General features: G+C 43.4%; 17 protein-coding genes and 1 other annotated feature. Of the genes, 7 read left to right on the plus strand and 10 right to left on the minus strand.

Annotated features, from left to right (window positions below; genetic code table 11):
• Positions 1 to 2: 2 nt before the first annotated feature.
• From IGJ25_RS11090 to dnaX, 5 genes are read right to left on the minus strand one after another with little or no spacing between them, the layout of a single operon-like run.
• Positions 3 to 332 carry a cyclic-di-AMP receptor gene (locus IGJ25_RS11090; RefSeq protein WP_005229817.1) on the minus strand — a complete coding sequence of 110 codons (330 nt, stop codon included), beginning with the start codon at positions 330 to 332 and terminating at the stop codon, positions 3 to 5.
• A 32-nt stretch (positions 333 to 364) separates the two neighbouring features.
• Entirely contained in the window at positions 365 to 1012 is a 648-nt protein-coding gene (tmk, locus tag IGJ25_RS11095) for a dTMP kinase (RefSeq protein ID WP_005229815.1), read from the minus strand.
• A 20-nt stretch (positions 1013 to 1032) separates the two neighbouring features.
• Complete coding sequence (gene recR, locus IGJ25_RS11100) at positions 1033 to 1629, minus strand: recombination mediator RecR (RefSeq protein WP_005229813.1); 597 nt, start codon at positions 1627 to 1629, stop codon at positions 1033 to 1035.
• Positions 1630 to 1643: 14 nt separating this feature from the next.
• The gene (locus IGJ25_RS11105; RefSeq protein WP_005229811.1) at positions 1644 to 1958 is read right to left on the minus strand and encodes a YbaB/EbfC family nucleoid-associated protein; all 315 of its coding nucleotides are present in this window, start codon (positions 1956 to 1958) and stop codon (positions 1644 to 1646) included.
• 20 nt (positions 1959 to 1978) lie between these two features.
• Positions 1979 to 3700, minus strand: a complete 1722-nt coding sequence (gene dnaX / locus IGJ25_RS11110) for a DNA polymerase III subunit gamma/tau (RefSeq protein WP_231472596.1) — start codon at positions 3698 to 3700, stop codon at positions 1979 to 1981.
• A gap of 283 nt (positions 3701 to 3983) precedes the next feature.
• On the opposite strand from dnaX, the gene IGJ25_RS11115 reads away from it, so the two are divergent.
• Genes IGJ25_RS11115 through IGJ25_RS11125 form a run of 3 tightly spaced genes read left to right on the plus strand, consistent with a single transcriptional unit; the run spans position 3984 to position 7169 of the window.
• Entirely contained in the window at positions 3984 to 5213 is a 1230-nt protein-coding gene (locus IGJ25_RS11115) for an SPFH domain-containing protein (protein ID WP_074535172.1), read from the plus strand.
• A gap of 16 nt (positions 5214 to 5229) precedes the next feature.
• Positions 5230 to 6351: a TFIIB-type zinc ribbon-containing protein gene (locus IGJ25_RS11120; protein WP_225001010.1), complete on the plus strand. Its 1122-nt coding sequence runs from the start codon at positions 5230 to 5232 to the stop codon at positions 6349 to 6351.
• A complete protein-coding gene (locus tag IGJ25_RS11125) occupies positions 6348 to 7169 on the plus strand; it encodes a TPM domain-containing protein (RefSeq protein ID WP_225001011.1) in 822 nt (273 codons plus the stop codon). Before IGJ25_RS11120 ends, IGJ25_RS11125 begins: the two co-directional genes overlap by 4 nt.
• A gap of 199 nt (positions 7170 to 7368) precedes the next feature.
• Here IGJ25_RS11125 and IGJ25_RS11130 read toward each other — a convergent pair whose 3' ends face one another.
• Positions 7369 to 8337, minus strand: a complete 969-nt coding sequence (locus IGJ25_RS11130) for a pyridoxal-phosphate dependent enzyme (RefSeq protein WP_225001012.1) — start codon at positions 8335 to 8337, stop codon at positions 7369 to 7371.
• Positions 8338 to 8547: 210 nt separating this feature from the next.
• Between IGJ25_RS11130 and IGJ25_RS11135 the strand changes: the two genes are divergently transcribed.
• Both IGJ25_RS11135 and IGJ25_RS11140 read left to right on the plus strand, forming a co-directional pair.
• Positions 8548 to 9567, plus strand: a complete 1020-nt coding sequence (locus tag IGJ25_RS11135) for a branched-chain amino acid aminotransferase (protein WP_005229799.1) — start codon at positions 8548 to 8550, stop codon at positions 9565 to 9567.
• A gap of 148 nt (positions 9568 to 9715) precedes the next feature.
• On the plus strand, positions 9716 to 9889 hold the full coding sequence (locus tag IGJ25_RS11140) for a hypothetical protein (RefSeq protein ID WP_005231922.1): 174 nt from the start codon (positions 9716 to 9718) through the stop codon (positions 9887 to 9889).
• A 117-nt stretch (positions 9890 to 10006) separates the two neighbouring features.
• On the opposite strand, the gene rplL is transcribed toward IGJ25_RS11140, so the two are convergent.
• From rplL to rplK, 4 genes are all read right to left on the minus strand, one after another.
• Entirely contained in the window at positions 10007 to 10378 is a 372-nt protein-coding gene (gene rplL / locus IGJ25_RS11145) for a 50S ribosomal protein L7/L12 (RefSeq protein WP_003127081.1), read from the minus strand.
• A gap of 61 nt (positions 10379 to 10439) precedes the next feature.
• Complete coding sequence (rplJ, locus tag IGJ25_RS11150; RefSeq protein WP_005236672.1) at positions 10440 to 10940, minus strand: 50S ribosomal protein L10; 501 nt, start codon at positions 10938 to 10940, stop codon at positions 10440 to 10442.
• Positions 10941 to 10987: 47 nt separating this feature from the next.
• Positions 10988 to 11114, minus strand: a sequence feature (ribosomal protein L10 leader region).
• A 63-nt stretch (positions 11115 to 11177) separates the two neighbouring features.
• Entirely contained in the window at positions 11178 to 11867 is a 690-nt protein-coding gene (gene rplA / locus IGJ25_RS11155) for a 50S ribosomal protein L1 (protein ID WP_005229790.1), read from the minus strand.
• 100 nt (positions 11868 to 11967) lie between these two features.
• The gene (gene rplK, locus IGJ25_RS11160) at positions 11968 to 12390 is read right to left on the minus strand and encodes a 50S ribosomal protein L11 (RefSeq protein ID WP_005229787.1); all 423 of its coding nucleotides are present in this window, start codon (positions 12388 to 12390) and stop codon (positions 11968 to 11970) included.
• Between the two features lie 318 nt (positions 12391 to 12708).
• Between rplK and sdaAB the strand changes: the two genes are divergently transcribed.
• Positions 12709 to 13374 (plus strand): L-serine ammonia-lyase, iron-sulfur-dependent subunit beta, encoded by a 666-nt coding sequence (sdaAB, locus tag IGJ25_RS11165; protein WP_005229781.1) that lies wholly within the window; start codon positions 12709 to 12711, stop codon positions 13372 to 13374.
• Positions 13375 to 13388: 14 nt separating this feature from the next.
• The gene (gene sdaAA / locus IGJ25_RS11170; protein WP_225001013.1) at positions 13389 to 14249 is read left to right on the plus strand and encodes an L-serine ammonia-lyase, iron-sulfur-dependent, subunit alpha; all 861 of its coding nucleotides are present in this window, start codon (positions 13389 to 13391) and stop codon (positions 14247 to 14249) included.
• Positions 14250 to 14329: the final 80 nt, after the last annotated feature.

A 14329-nucleotide genomic window follows, 5' to 3' on the forward strand; every position in this document is an offset into this window, starting at 1 on the left:
TTTTAATATTGATGGAATCCGTCAACCGGTAGCACGAACACAGTTGCTCCGCCGACTTCGACTTCGACTGGATAAGGAACTTGACCGTCTAAGGAAATGTCTAAAGACATCGGTGTCGAGACATATTGTTTTCTTGATTGACAGGTTTTTTTGATCAATTCTAATGCATCTTGTACCCGATCGTCTTCAATACCAATGATAAACGTACTGTTGCCAGCCTTTAAAAACCCACCCGTTGAGGACAATTTTGTAGCACGGATATTGGCATCAATAAACTCATTTGCCAAACGATTACTGTCTTTGTCTTGTACGATTGCCATAATTAATTTCATGGGACCATCTCCTTTGTGTTATCCAACCTACTCTAGATTGACTTGAAGTAAGCAGGATACGATTCAACGATTGCTGAATAGCTGGATTCAACAACTTCTTGTAACCCCATTCTAGCATCAATCTTATGAATGCGTACAGGATTTTCTTCCGCCAGCTTAAGATACGCATGACGAACCCGTTGATGAAACTCCAATCCTTCCGAATCTAAGCGGTCATATTGATGTGCGCGGTTTTCTTGGATGCGACGCAAGCCAGTATCAGAGTCAACATCTAGATACAAGGTAAAATCAGGCGTCGTTCCTTCCGTCGCAAACTCGTTGATCCGTGCGATCTCAGGAATCCCGATGCGGCGTCCAGCTCCTTGATAGGCAAGCGAACTGTCAACAAAGCGGTCACAGATCACAATGTGTCCAGCGTTTAATGCCGGCAGGACAACCTCAATCAAGTGTTGGCGGCGGGCCGCTGCATAAAGTAAGGCTTCCGTCCGCTCATCCATTTCTTCATTTCGCGGATCTAAAATAATTTTACGAATCTTTTCAGCGATTTTAACTCCGCCAGGTTCTCTTGTTTTCACGATTTTTCTTGTTGCTTCAAGCTGTAACCGAGGATACAACTCTTCGATCACACTGGTTTTTCCAGCACCATCCGGTCCTTCGATGGTTATAAACAATCCATTCACCCTAATTGCCTCCAATATCTTTATAATTCTCGGCGACCTTCTACTGCTTTTAGCAAGGTCACTTCATCCGCGTATTCAATATCGCTGCCCACAGATAAGCCATGAGCCAAACGCGTGACTTTAATACCAGCAGGCTTGATCAAACGTGACATATACATCGCCGTTGCTTCACCTTCCGTGGTCGCATTGGTCGCAATAATCACTTCTTTGACCTGATCATCATGCAGCCGCTGTATCAGCGATGCAATGTTGATATCTTCTGGACCTGTCCCTTCCATCGGGGATAACACGCCATGCAGCACATGATAAAGTCCATGATACTCCCGGACTTTTTCTAGTGCCATGACATCTTTAGGCTCTTCAACCACTAAAATCGTTTCTTTGTCTCTTGTTGGATCACTACAGATCTCACAAGGATCTTCTTCAGTTATATTTCCGCAAATACTGCAAAAGTGCAAATCTCGTTTGACACTAAGCAACGATTTGGCAAACTCATTGACGACTTCTTCTTTCATATCGATCGTATAAAATGCCAAACGTGTCGCGGTTTTTTGTCCGATTCCCGGCAGTTTCATGTAACTGTCGATCAATCGGGCGATCGGTTCAGGATATTGCACCGTCATTTCTCCTTTTATAGACCCGGAATGTTTCTTGTGTATTTGCCCATCGTTTGTTCCGATTCTTTTTCAATTTTCTTCAATCCGTCATTGACAGCTAAAATGATCATATCTTGCAGCATTTCCACATCGTCAGCATCAACGATCGCTTCATTGATAGTAATGTCTTGTAACGTCTTATCGCCAGTAAAGGTCGCTTTGACATAGCCATTTGTCGATTCGCCGATAAATTGTTTGCTGTTCAGCGCTTCTTGTTCTTTCATCATTTCTTTTTGCATTTTTTGCATTTGTTTCATCATGCCTTGCATATTTCCCATGCCTCGCATCATTATCAATCACTCCATTTTCATTAATTTTCTTCAATGCTGGTTAATTCACCAAATAACTCTTGCGCTTTTGTCACTAAGTCGTCATTTTCTGGTTCGACAGGAGCGGCTTCGGTCTCTTCTTGGTCTACTTCAATTTCCGAATCTGCCGCTGCTTGACCGCCGGCCAAAAACTCTTGCCGTAGTGCCGGCCAACTTTCTTTTGTGATAAAGACAGCCTGTGGGGCGTAGTCTTTGATCATGCGAGACAATTGATTATGGATCATCAATTGAAACTCTTGGTCGTTACTTGCTCGCTGGCATAAGATCTCATAGTCAAAAGCGATCACGACGCCAGATTCGCTGGCAGCTTTTGCTTCACTGGAATGCAGCATCGCTCTTTGCGTCACGGAAACAGACATCAAAAGATCGTCCCAAACATTGCGAACGTTTGCCAAGTCTTTCTTCGTTGCACTTTTCAGTACTTGGAACACGCGTTCCTTTGGTAAACGGAACGTAGTGGTCGTCTTGGCTTTCTTCACTGGCGCAGTGGTTTCCGCAACGGCACCTGCCGGTCGATTCTCCTGCAGTCGTTGCACCTCTGCCTGAAGTTTTTGCAATGCTTGACGTAACTGCGCCACTTCTTGACTATTATCAGCTGAATTGCTAGCAACAGCAGCACTTTCTGGATCATTGGCTAATTTGACCACAGCCACTTCCAAATAAATCGTAGGATTGTTCGTAAATCGTACTTCATTTTGCGTATCGTTTAAGACCGTGATCCAGTGATAGATTTTTGCTGGCGGGGTATTTTTTGCCAGCGTTTGAAACGCTTCAGTCAACTGCAGCGACTTTTCAGATAGCAGCTGCGGCGCTTGTTGATACATCAGCAAGTCTCGACAATAAACCAACAAGTTTTCCAATAAACGTCGGGCTTCTTTACCAGAGGCTAATAACTCCCGCAAGGTCGCTAACGCATCGGCAACTTCTTTTTCCCCGCAAGCTTGCATCAGACGGTCCATCATTTCATAGGACAAGCTGCCCGTCACTTCAAGAGCATCTTGGGTCGTTACGGTTCCATCACTAAAAGCGATCGCCTGGTCGGTGATACTCAAGGCATCCCGCATACCGCCTTCTGCGGCTCGCGCAATGATCTGTAAAGCTTCTGCTTCGTAATTGATCTCACTAGTAGTAAGGACCGTTTCTAAATGACCCACGATATCTTGCGTATTGATCCGTTTGAAATCAAAGCGTTGGGTTCGGGAAATGATCGTTGCTGGAATCTTATGGGGCTCTGTTGTTGCCAAAATAAAGACAACATTTTTCCGCGGTTCTTCCAATGTTTTTAGTAAAGCGTTGAATGCGCCTGTTGACAGCATGTGCACTTCATCAATGATATAAACTTTGTATTCAGCTTGGGTCGGTGCATAGTTCGCACGATCACGAATAAAGCGAATTTCTTCTACACCGTTGTTGCTTGCCGCATCGATTTCGATCACGTCTTCTTGCGTCCCTGCTGTGATTGAGCGACACATGTCGCACTCATTGCAAGGCTCACCGTTGACCTGGTTCGGACAATTGATGGCTTTGGCAAAAATTTTCGCTGCACTTGTTTTCCCGGTTCCTCGAGGACCCGTAAATAAATAGGCATGCGAGATCTGGTTTTGATCGATTGCATTTTTTAAGGTTTGGGTAATTGCTTTTTGTCCGACAACATCATCAAAACGCTGAGAACGCCAAACACGATATAATGCTTGATAAGCCATAGTTTTCCACACTCATTTCAAAATTCGCTACCTTCTATTATACGTAATATCAGCCAAAAAAACCACCGTTTGCGTGGGGGAATCTCAAAAGAAATGGAAATTTAATCCGCAACCTCCAATTTGTCTCTTTTATTCAAATCCACCTGCGAACGAACCGTTTATTGATGGATTTTGCGAAAAACTCCTCTCCAACTTTAGACTGATAACGTAAATCTCACCTCCTATGGTATAATGAATCTATGTTCATCTATTGTGATGAAAACAATTTAAAGGAGGACTGAAAATGGGTATTATCAAAGCGGCAACAAGCGCAATTGGCGGCGGATTAGCAGATCAATGGCTAGAGGTGATCGAGCCTGACAATATGAGCGATTCGACAGTAATGACAAAAGGTGTCAAAGTGCGGCGTAATGACAAACGCGGTTCCAACAGAAAAGGCACGGAAGATGTCATCACTGATGGCTCAGTGATCCATGTCTATCCGAATATGATGATGTTATTGGTTGATGGCGGGCGAATCATCGATTATACCGCCGAAGAAGGCTACTATACAGTGAAAAACGAATTAGCGCCTTCAATGTTAAACGGTTCATTGAAAGATGCGATTTCAGAAACGTTTGACCGCTTTAAGTTTGGTGGCGTTACACCGCAAAAACAACAAGTTTTTTATATCAATCTACAAGAAATCAAAGGGATTCGCTTCGGTACTTCATCGCCTTTGAATTATTTTGACAACTTTTACAACGCAGAACTTTTCTTGCGGGCGCACGGAAACTATTCCTTACGAATTACCGATCCAATTTTGTTCTATACGAATGCGATCCCAAAAAACAAAAGTCAAGTCGATATCAACGACATCAACGAGCAGTACTTAGCTGAATTTTTGACCGCCCTACAAACAGCGATCAACAAAATGTCCGCTGATGGCGAACGAATTTCTTACGTTCCATCTAAGAGCATGGAATTAAGCAAATATATGGGAACAGTTCTTGATGACAGCTGGCGAGAACTCCGAGGAATGGAAATCGTTTCGGTTGCCGTCGCAAGCATCTCTTATACGGATGATTCCGTAAAATTGATCAACATGCGGAACCAAGGGGCAATGTTAGGCGACCCTTCGATTCGTGAAGGCTATGTTCAAGGTTCGGTTGCTCGTGGTATGGAATCTGCCGGTAGCAATGCCGCTGGCGCTACGACTGGGTTTGTTGGCATGGGCATGGGGATGAACGCTGGTGGCGGTTATTTGAACCAAGCGTCACAAAACAACCAACAGCAGATGCAGCAGCAACAAGCACCTGCACAAAACAACGCAGATCATTGGGACTGCCCACAATGCGGCACCTCCAATACTGGTAAATTCTGCAGCAATTGCGGCACGCCTAAACCAACGAGCGATGGACCAAGCCTGAAAATGAAATGTAGCGATTGTGGTGAAGTGATCGATTTAGCCAACGGCATTCCAAAATTCTGTCCGAATTGCGGCAAACCTTTCAAAGGTGTCCCAGTAGACTAATTGAGGAGGATTGCTGATGGATGTTATCACACATAAGTGCCCCAATTGTGGGGGCGCTTTAACCTTTGAACCTGGCGATCAAAAATTTCATTGTCCATTTTGTCTGAGTATTTTTACTGAAGACGAAGTCACTGCCTTTGAAGAAAAGCAAAAAGAAGCGCAAATGGCCGCTGATTCTTCTGTAGATGCCACGGCTACCTCAGTGACGGAGCCGAGCCTTGAAGAAGAAGTGCAGCAACAAGCCAATGCACAAGCGGGACAGATGGACCTTTTCACCTGCCCCAGCTGCGGTGCTGAAATCGTGACGGATGCGACTACAGCTGCAACCTATTGCTACTTTTGCCATAACCCGGTCGTTTTATCTGGACGGCTTTCGGGAGAATTTTTGCCAAACAAAGTCCTTCCCTTTGCGATCGAAAAAGAAGAAGCAACGCAAAAGTTTTTAGAATGGGCGCAAAAGAAAAAATTCGTCCCACGGGATTTCTTCGACCAAGCACAAGTAGAGAAATTGACTGGCGTATACTTCCCTTATTGGGTCGTCGATGCCGAGATGAACGGCTCCCTCTCAGGAATGGGTACCTCCTTGCGTATTTGGCGCGTTGGTGATATTGAATATACTGAACACAAACAATACGATGTCTTGCGACGAGGCAAAATCAAGGTGAATGAATTGCTCAAGCATGCGCTGTCAAAAAACGTCCAACAAAAAATGGTAACTGGCGTTCAGCCGTTTCCCCTTGAAAAAGCTGTTGCGTTTCGCAGTCAGTATTTAGCCGGCTTCCAAGCAGAAAAAAGAGACATTGAATACATTGATCTTTCCGACGAAGTCAAAAACGAATTATCGGGTTATGCTGAAAACCTGCTAGCAGGTACCGTCAATGGCTATACTAGTTTTAAACGCAACAATCGATCCATCAATCTAACAAAAGAAGAAAACAATTACGTTTTGCTTCCTGTATGGCTAGTGACCTATCGAGCCGATGATGAAAACAAGAGTGCCTTTTATTATGCGATGAATGGGCAAACAGGAAAAGTCAGCGGTGTTTTACCAATCAGTTACAAACGCTTGGGAATCGTCAGTGGTGCAATTTTCGCGGCAACGACCATCCTCGCATTGATTGGAGCGTATTTCTTATGAAAAAACTATCTTATTTGTTGCTTCTGCTGGTTGGCTTTTTCTTCACCACCCTGCCCGCCTTCGCAGCCGAAGAGACAGTCGCAGACCACGCTGGACTTTTTACCGAACAAGAAATCCAGAAGTTGAATGAAGAAGCAGAAGCGCTGAATGCGAAAATCAAAGGCGAAGTGTTTATTCAAACAACGAACAGCAACACGGGAGATATCGAGTTGTATACTAATCGATATCTTTCAAGACGGATCGGCAACGACAACAACGGATCCGCTTTGGTGATCGATATGTCGCAACGTAAATTTCACGTTTCGACTTCTGGAAATATGATTGATTACCTCACTGACTCACGTCTAGACAAGCTACTTGATGCGGTATTTGACCAGATGGCAGAGGGAAATTATTACCAAGCGGCATTGGTCTATCTGCAAAAAGCGGCTGGTTTTGTGGAAGCAGGTGTTCCTGCCGATCACTATCGTATCGATCGTGATACTGGAAAAATTACTTATTACAAAGTGATGACGCCACTAGAAATTGCTATTTGCTTAGCAATCGCAGCAGTGATCAGTATCGCCTTTTTCATCATTGTTAAATCCCGTTACCAATTAAAAATGGGCGGCTACAAATTTAACTATCTAGAAAAATCAAGTATTGATCTGACCCAAAAAGAAGATCGCTTAGTCAACTCCTTTGTCACAACCAGACGCATCCCCCGTCCTTCGAATAATGGCGGAGGCGGCGGTGGTGGTTTTTCTGGCGGTGGCGGCGGCAGTACGACTCACTCTTCTGGCGGCGGTACTTTCGGCGGCGGCGGACGCAGTTTCTAATCGTTAAATAGTTGTTTTGAATGTAAAAAAGAGTTCCTTCAAACGGGAACTCTTTTTTTTGCTGCTATTCATACCATGAATCTAGAAGATCCTTTAGCTATCGTCACAATGATTTTGACCCTATCGCAGGTAAAGATATAGAGATCCTTTTGATAATTTCAAATGCACCTCATCGATTTTACTTGAGTATGCTTTTTATTCAAATCATTTCCTTAAACACAGAGAAATCAATATTGCCGCCGGAGACCAAAGCCACAGTTTTCTTTCCTCGAAGTAAATGATCGATCTGTCCGCTTAAAATCGCCGCTGTACTTAATGCACCAGCACCTTCTGCAATGACTTTTTCCTTCAAAGCCAAGTAATGGATCGCTTGTTCGATGTCGGATTCTTCAACTAAGACCGTTTCATCGATACGGGTCTTTAAAACATCATAGGTCAGCTCTCCTGCTAAAGCAACATCACAGCCATCGGCGATCGTTCTACTGCGGCGATTGGCTACCAGCTTTTGCTGCCAGATCGATGCGATCATACCATAAACGCCATAGGATTGAACGCCGATGATTTTGACTTCTGGACGAAGTTCTTTTAAGGCTAAAGCCATCCCAGCGATCAACCCACCACCGCCGATGGGAATAATGACATTATCAACATCTGGAAGATCCTCCAACAGTTCGATCGCAATCGTTCCTTGCCCCTCCATTACTGCACGATCATCAAAGGGAGAGACAAAAACTTCGCCACTGTCTTTCATGGCGTCTACTGTCAGTTGTTTGGTTTCATCAAACGTCTCTCCTGCTAAAATGACTTGTGCGCCATAGCTTCTTGTCGCCTCTATTTTTGTTTTAGCAGCCGTTAATGGCATAAAGATTCGGACATTGATCCCCAGTAACGATCCTGCGAGAGCAACACCTTGCGCATGATTTCCTGCAGAACAGGCGATGACACCGCGAAGTTTTTCTGCATCAGTCAATGAAGCGAGCTTGTTATACGCCCCCCGCGCTTTAAAGGAGCCGGTACGCTGTAGATTTTCTAATTTCAAAAATATCGTGCCCTCTTTTTCTTTGCCTAAAATATTACTTGGTGCAAGTGGTGTATGGATCATGATTGGTTTCAATCGTCGATACGCAGCAGCGATCCCCAGACTGTCCGTCAACACTTCCTCAATCACAAACGTTCCCCCTTTTTTGTTTTTTTATACTCTCATTGAAGCATAGAACTTGTAGAAAAACAAACTGGGGAACTCGTACAAGCGAAGAGCACTTCCCTATCCTTTACACGTCAATGTCACCAAATATTCTTACAGAAGAATTTTCAGAAAATAATGACATTTCTTTTCTGAAGTGCTATACTTAGAAAAATTAAAAAAGGGTGTGAACGAATGACAATCGATTGGTCAAATTTAGGGTTTTCTTATATCAAGACGCCATGGCGTTTTTTGGCAACATGGAAAGACGGTTCTTGGAATGAAGGCGAACTTACCGAGGATAATTATCTGCATATCCACGAGGGATCAACCGCTCTTCATTATGGACAGCAATGTTTTGAAGGACTAAAAGCCTACCGAAGAAAAGATGGCGGCATCAATTTGTTCCGTCCAGACGAAAATAGCAAACGGATGAATCGCAGTGCCTATCGCCTGCGCATGCCAGAGGTTCCTGAGGACTTTTTCTTAGATGCGGTAAAACAAGTAGTAAAAGCAAATCAGGAATATGTTCCACCTTATGGCAGCGGCGCCACCTTGTATATTCGTCCTCTATTGATTGGGGTCGGAGAAAACATCGGTGTCAGTCCAGCACCAGAGTATATTTTTACGGTTTTTTGTATGCCTGTCGGTCCTTACTTTAAGGGCGGATTGACACCGACCAATTTCATTGTTTCTGATTATGATCGCGCGGCACCAAATGGTACTGGCGCAGCCAAAGTTGGTGGAAATTATGCTGCGAGTTTGTTGCCTGGATACGAAGCCCATCAGCGGAAATTTTCCGACTGCATCTATCTGGATCCAGAAACGCATACCAAAATCGAAGAAGTCGGTTCTGCTAACTTTTTTGGAATCACGGCTGACAATGAATTTGTGACACCAAAATCTCCTTCTATTTTGCCAAGTATCACAAAATATTCATTGCTGCATCTAGCGCAGCACTCATTAGGATTGACCCCTGTTGAAGGCGATGTTTATCTCAATGAGCTGGATCGGTTTGTCGAAGCGGGTGCCTGCGGAACAGCTGCTGTTATCTCCCCAATCGGCGGGATCCAAAACGGTGAGGATTTTCATGTGTTCTATAGTGAAACGGAAGTTGGTCCACAAACAAAAGCATTGTATGATCAATTGACCGGCATTCAATTTGGAGATATTGCGGCCCCAACAGGTTGGATCTTTGATGTCCCATTGAAATAGCCACACCCATAGACCATCATAAAACGAACGGTCCACTGTGATCGTTCGTTTTATTCTCTTTCCGCCAACCAATTCCTTTCCATCAGGAGAGAATTGATTGCCACAACTCTTTTGACTTGTTACAATCATAGCAAAGGGAGGCGTAATGATGGGCAAACGACTCGGCTATTCTTTGCTAGCAACAGCATTGTATTTGGTGGTTTCCAATATCGGTAATCTCGTTTTTGGTATCAACCGCAGCTTTAGCTGGACCACAACATTGTGGGAAGCATTTTTCTTTTTTATTTTTGTGTTCTTATTCCAACAATTTCGAAAAAAATAAGCAGTGATCCTCGCTAGTAAGAAACGAGGATCGCTGCTTATTCCTTTTTCAGGAATTTCATTTACTAAAAAAAAGCGCCAAATCCCTTCATACAAAAGGATTTGACACTAAGAAAAATTATTTTACAGTTACTGAAGCGCCAACTTCTTCTAAAGCTGCTTTCAATGCTTCAGCTTCGTCTTTAGAGATGCCTTCTTTAACTGCTGAAGGAGCTCCGTCAACGACTGCTTTCGCTTCTTTCAAGCCTAAGCCAGTTGCTTCACGAACTGCTTTGATAACTTTAACTTTTTGATCGCCAGCTGCAGTCAATTCTACAGTGAATTCAGTTTGTTCTTCAGCAGCACCAGCATCGCCAGCTCCACCAGCTACAGCTACAGGAGCTGCAGCAGATACGCCAAATTCTTCTTCGATAGCTTTAATTAAATCGTTTAATTCTAAGATTGTCGCGCCTTTTAGCTCTTCGACAATGTTTTCAATGTTCAATGCCATTTTGTTTTCCTCCATTTAAGTAAGTAGTTTAGTTTTTTAATACTGAAAAATCATGCGGCAATTATGCTGCATCTTCTTCTTTTTCTGCCACTGCTTTGACAGCGTAAGCCACGTTGCGGATAGGTGCTTGTAGCACAGATAGCAACATAGAAAGAAGTCCTTCGCGGTTTGGCAATTTCGCCAATGCAGTAATTTCTTCCAATGAAGAAACTTTGCCTTCGATGATACCGCCTTTGATTTCTAAAGCTTTTGCGTCTTTTGCGAAATCGTTAATGATTTTTGCAGGTGCAACAACGTCTTCGTTACTGAATGCTACGGCAGTAGGGCCAGTGAATACTTCACCTAAACCTTCTAGACCAGCTTTTTCAGCAGCACGAGAAAGAATTGAGTTTTTGATAACTTTCATCTCAACGTTTGCATCACGCAATTGTTTACGTAAGCGAGTTACTTCATCAACAGTTAGACCACGGTAGTCAACAACGACTACAGATGCGGCTGCAGAGAATTTTGCACTCACTTCATCAACGATCGCGGATTTTTTAGCGATAGCTGCTTCACTCATTTATATTTCACCTCCTGATTTTGATGGAAGAATTTCTTCGTCCTATAAAGGACAATAAAAAAACTCTATGCCACCGTAGACATAGAGGGACTATTGAAGATTCTCAATAAACGTCCTCGGTAGGAAATTAAGGCAAACGCCACCTACTGTCTTCGGTACAGTTAAACTTTTAACCTTGACTACCTTACCATAGATAAGGTAGTCAAGTCAATAAAAGTTTTGAATTTTTGTATTAAATTAGAAAGAAGCTTGTTCTACATGGATCCCAGGCCCAAATGTTGTTGTAACTGAGATATTTTTCATGTATTGACCTTTTGCTGCTGAAGGTTTAGCTTTCAACAATGTTTCATGGATCGTTTTGAAGTTTTCGATTAATTTGTCATCTTCAAATGAAACTTTTCCGATTGGTACGTGGATGTTTCCAGCTTTGTCAACACGGTAAGTAACTTTACCAGCTTTTACTTCGTTAACTGCTTTTGTTACGTCCATTGTTACTGTACCAGTTTTAGGGTTAGGCATCAAACCTTTAGGGCCTAACACACGACCTAATTTACCAACAGTAGCCATCATGTCAGGCGTTGCAACAACAACGTCAAAATCGAACCAGCCACCTTGGATTTTTTGAACCATATCGTCGTCACCAACGAAATCAGCACCAGCTGCTTCTGCTTCTTTGGCTTTATCGCCTTTAGCAAAAACTAAAACTGTTTGTGTTTTACCAGTACCGTTTGGTAATACAACCGCGCCACGGATTTGTTGATCCGCTTTTTTAGGGTCTACGTTTAATTTGTAAGCAACTTCAACCGTTGCGTCGAATTTTGCAATATTTGTTTCTTTTGCCAAAGCTACTGCTTCTTCAACTGAATAAGCTTTTGTAGCATCAACTTTTTTCAATGCTTCTTGCATTTTTTTGCTTTTTTTAGCCATTTTGTTTCCTCCTTGATGTGGTTATAACGGTAGAACCTCCCACGTGTCCCATATTTTTCAATATGAAGCCGACTGAGAAGCTACTTCCTTAGGGCTGTAATTATTCTACAGTGATCCCCATGCTTCGTGCAGTTCCTTCAACCATGCGCATTGCTGCTTCAACGTCAGCTGCGTTTAGGTCTTCCATTTTCAATTCAGCGATTTCTTTTACTTGATCACGTGAAACTTTTGCAACTTTTGTTTTGTTTGGTTCGCCTGAACCTTTTTCAACGTTTGCTGCTTTTTTCAACAATACTGCTGCTGGTGGTGTTTTTGTAACGAAAGTAAATGAGCGGTCTTCGTATACAGAGATCACTACTGGAATGATCAAACCTGCTTGATCAGCTGTACGAGCATTGAATTCTTTAGTGAATCCCATGATGTTGATACCCGCTTGACCTAGCGCAGGACCTACCGGTGGAGCTGGTGTTGCTTTACCTGCAGGAATTTGCAATTTAACGATTTTTTCTACTTTTTTTGCCACGAGACATACCTCCTTGAGTCCGTGATGTGGTTAATTGGAGATCCAAATTTCTCCTCCCACTTTGGTGATTCATGTGCACACACAAAAAACGTGTGACGAAAGCACACTGGAATATTATAGCATCTTTAAGGAATAATTCAAGGTTTTTCAGCTGATTTTTTTGAAAAAATACTCACCATCGCTTTTCGTCATTCCTTTGATAAAAAAATAAATAAAAATCCCTTGCTTTTGGTCTGCTTTTTTCATTCTCTCATTTTTTTATGCTACACTACTACTGGAATTCTTCCCTATTCGTTTACTACTATCGAGGTGAAAAAAATGGAACAATTAAAATACCGCAGTGTATTTGATATAATCGGTCCCATCATGGTGGGTCCCAGCAGTTCTCATACAGCCGGTGCGGCTCGGATCGGAAAAATCGTTCGCAGTATTTTTGGTGAACAGCCAGACAGTGTTGATATCCTTTTGTATGAATCGTTTGCCAAAACCTATCGCGGTCATGGAACCGATATTGCGTTAGTTGGCGGTCTTTTAGGCATGGAGCCAGATGATGCTCGCCTAGCAGACTCTTTAAAAATCGCTTATGAGAAAGGGATCGAAGTCCTATTCGTTCCTAAAAAAGAAAAAGCGGAACATCCAAATATGGTCAAGATGATTTTGACAAAAGGTAGCCACAAACTTTCTGTCACTGGTATCTCGATCGGTGGTGGTAATATTCAAATTTCAGAGCTTAACGGCTTCAAAATTTCTCTGACGCTGGGTACGCCAACTTATGTGATCGTTCATCAAGATGTTCCAGGAATGATTGCAAAAGTAACCAATTTACTATCAGAGGCTCAAATCAATATCGGTACGATGACCGTAACAAGAGAAGCTGTCGGTGATAAAGCAATCATGATCATCGAAGTCGATCAGCGCAATGATCAGCTGGCGCAACAAATCAAAGTTTTGCCACACGTTTACAGCGCTGCGTATTTTGATTAAAGGAGAAAAGGCACATGTTCTATACAATAGAAGAATTAGTAACAGAGAGTAAAAATTATCCTTCCGTTGCAGAGATGATGATTGCGATCGAAGCTGAAAATACTGGCCGTAGTCGCGAACAGATCCTTGCAATCATGGAAAAGAATTTAGTTGTTATGGAACAATCAGTCGCTGAAGGTGTCGCTGGTGTAAAATCGGTGACGGGATTGACCGGCGGCGATGCGACACGCATGAACGACTACCTTGCTGCCGGTGATTTTTTAAGCGGAGAAACCATTCTACAAGCGGTCCAAAATGCCATTGCAGTCAACGAAGTCAATGCGAAAATGGGCTTGATCTGTGCAACACCGACTGCCGGTAGTGCGGGTGTTGTTTCTGGTGTCTTGATGGCCGTACGTGAACGTTTAGCACTGACTCGAGCGCAACAAGTCGACTTTTTGTTTACAGCCGGCGCCTTTGGTCTGGTGATTGCTAACAATGCCTCGATTTCTGGAGCCGAAGGCGGTTGTCAAGCGGAGATCGGTTCTGCTAGCGCAATGGCAGCAGCAGCTTTGGTTTGTGCAAAAGGTGGCACCCCTCACCAAGCGGCTCAAGCGGTGGCGATCACCCTCAAAAATATGATGGGCTTGATTTGTGACCCTGTCGCGGGCTTAGTCGAAGTCCCCTGCGTGAAGCGCAATGCCCTGGGATCTTCCCAAGCCTTTATCTCTGCCGACATGGCACTGGCAGGAATCGAAAGTGTTATCCCACCTGATGAAGTGGTCTTAGCGATGTATCAAGTCGGTCGCCAAATGCCTAGCATTTTCAAGGAAACGGCTGAAGGCGGTCTAGCCATGACACCGACTGCCCAACGCTTGCAGGCAGAAATCTTATAAGCCAATCGTTGATTTTTTTAGAAACGAACACGAATAAAAACCAACCAAGAACAACCAATCGTTGCTTGTTCTTGGTTGGT

It is taken from the genome of Enterococcus sp. DIV0240d, assembly GCF_051711245.1.
Taxonomy (GTDB): domain Bacteria; phylum Bacillota; class Bacilli; order Lactobacillales; family Enterococcaceae; genus Enterococcus_D; species Enterococcus_D casseliflavus.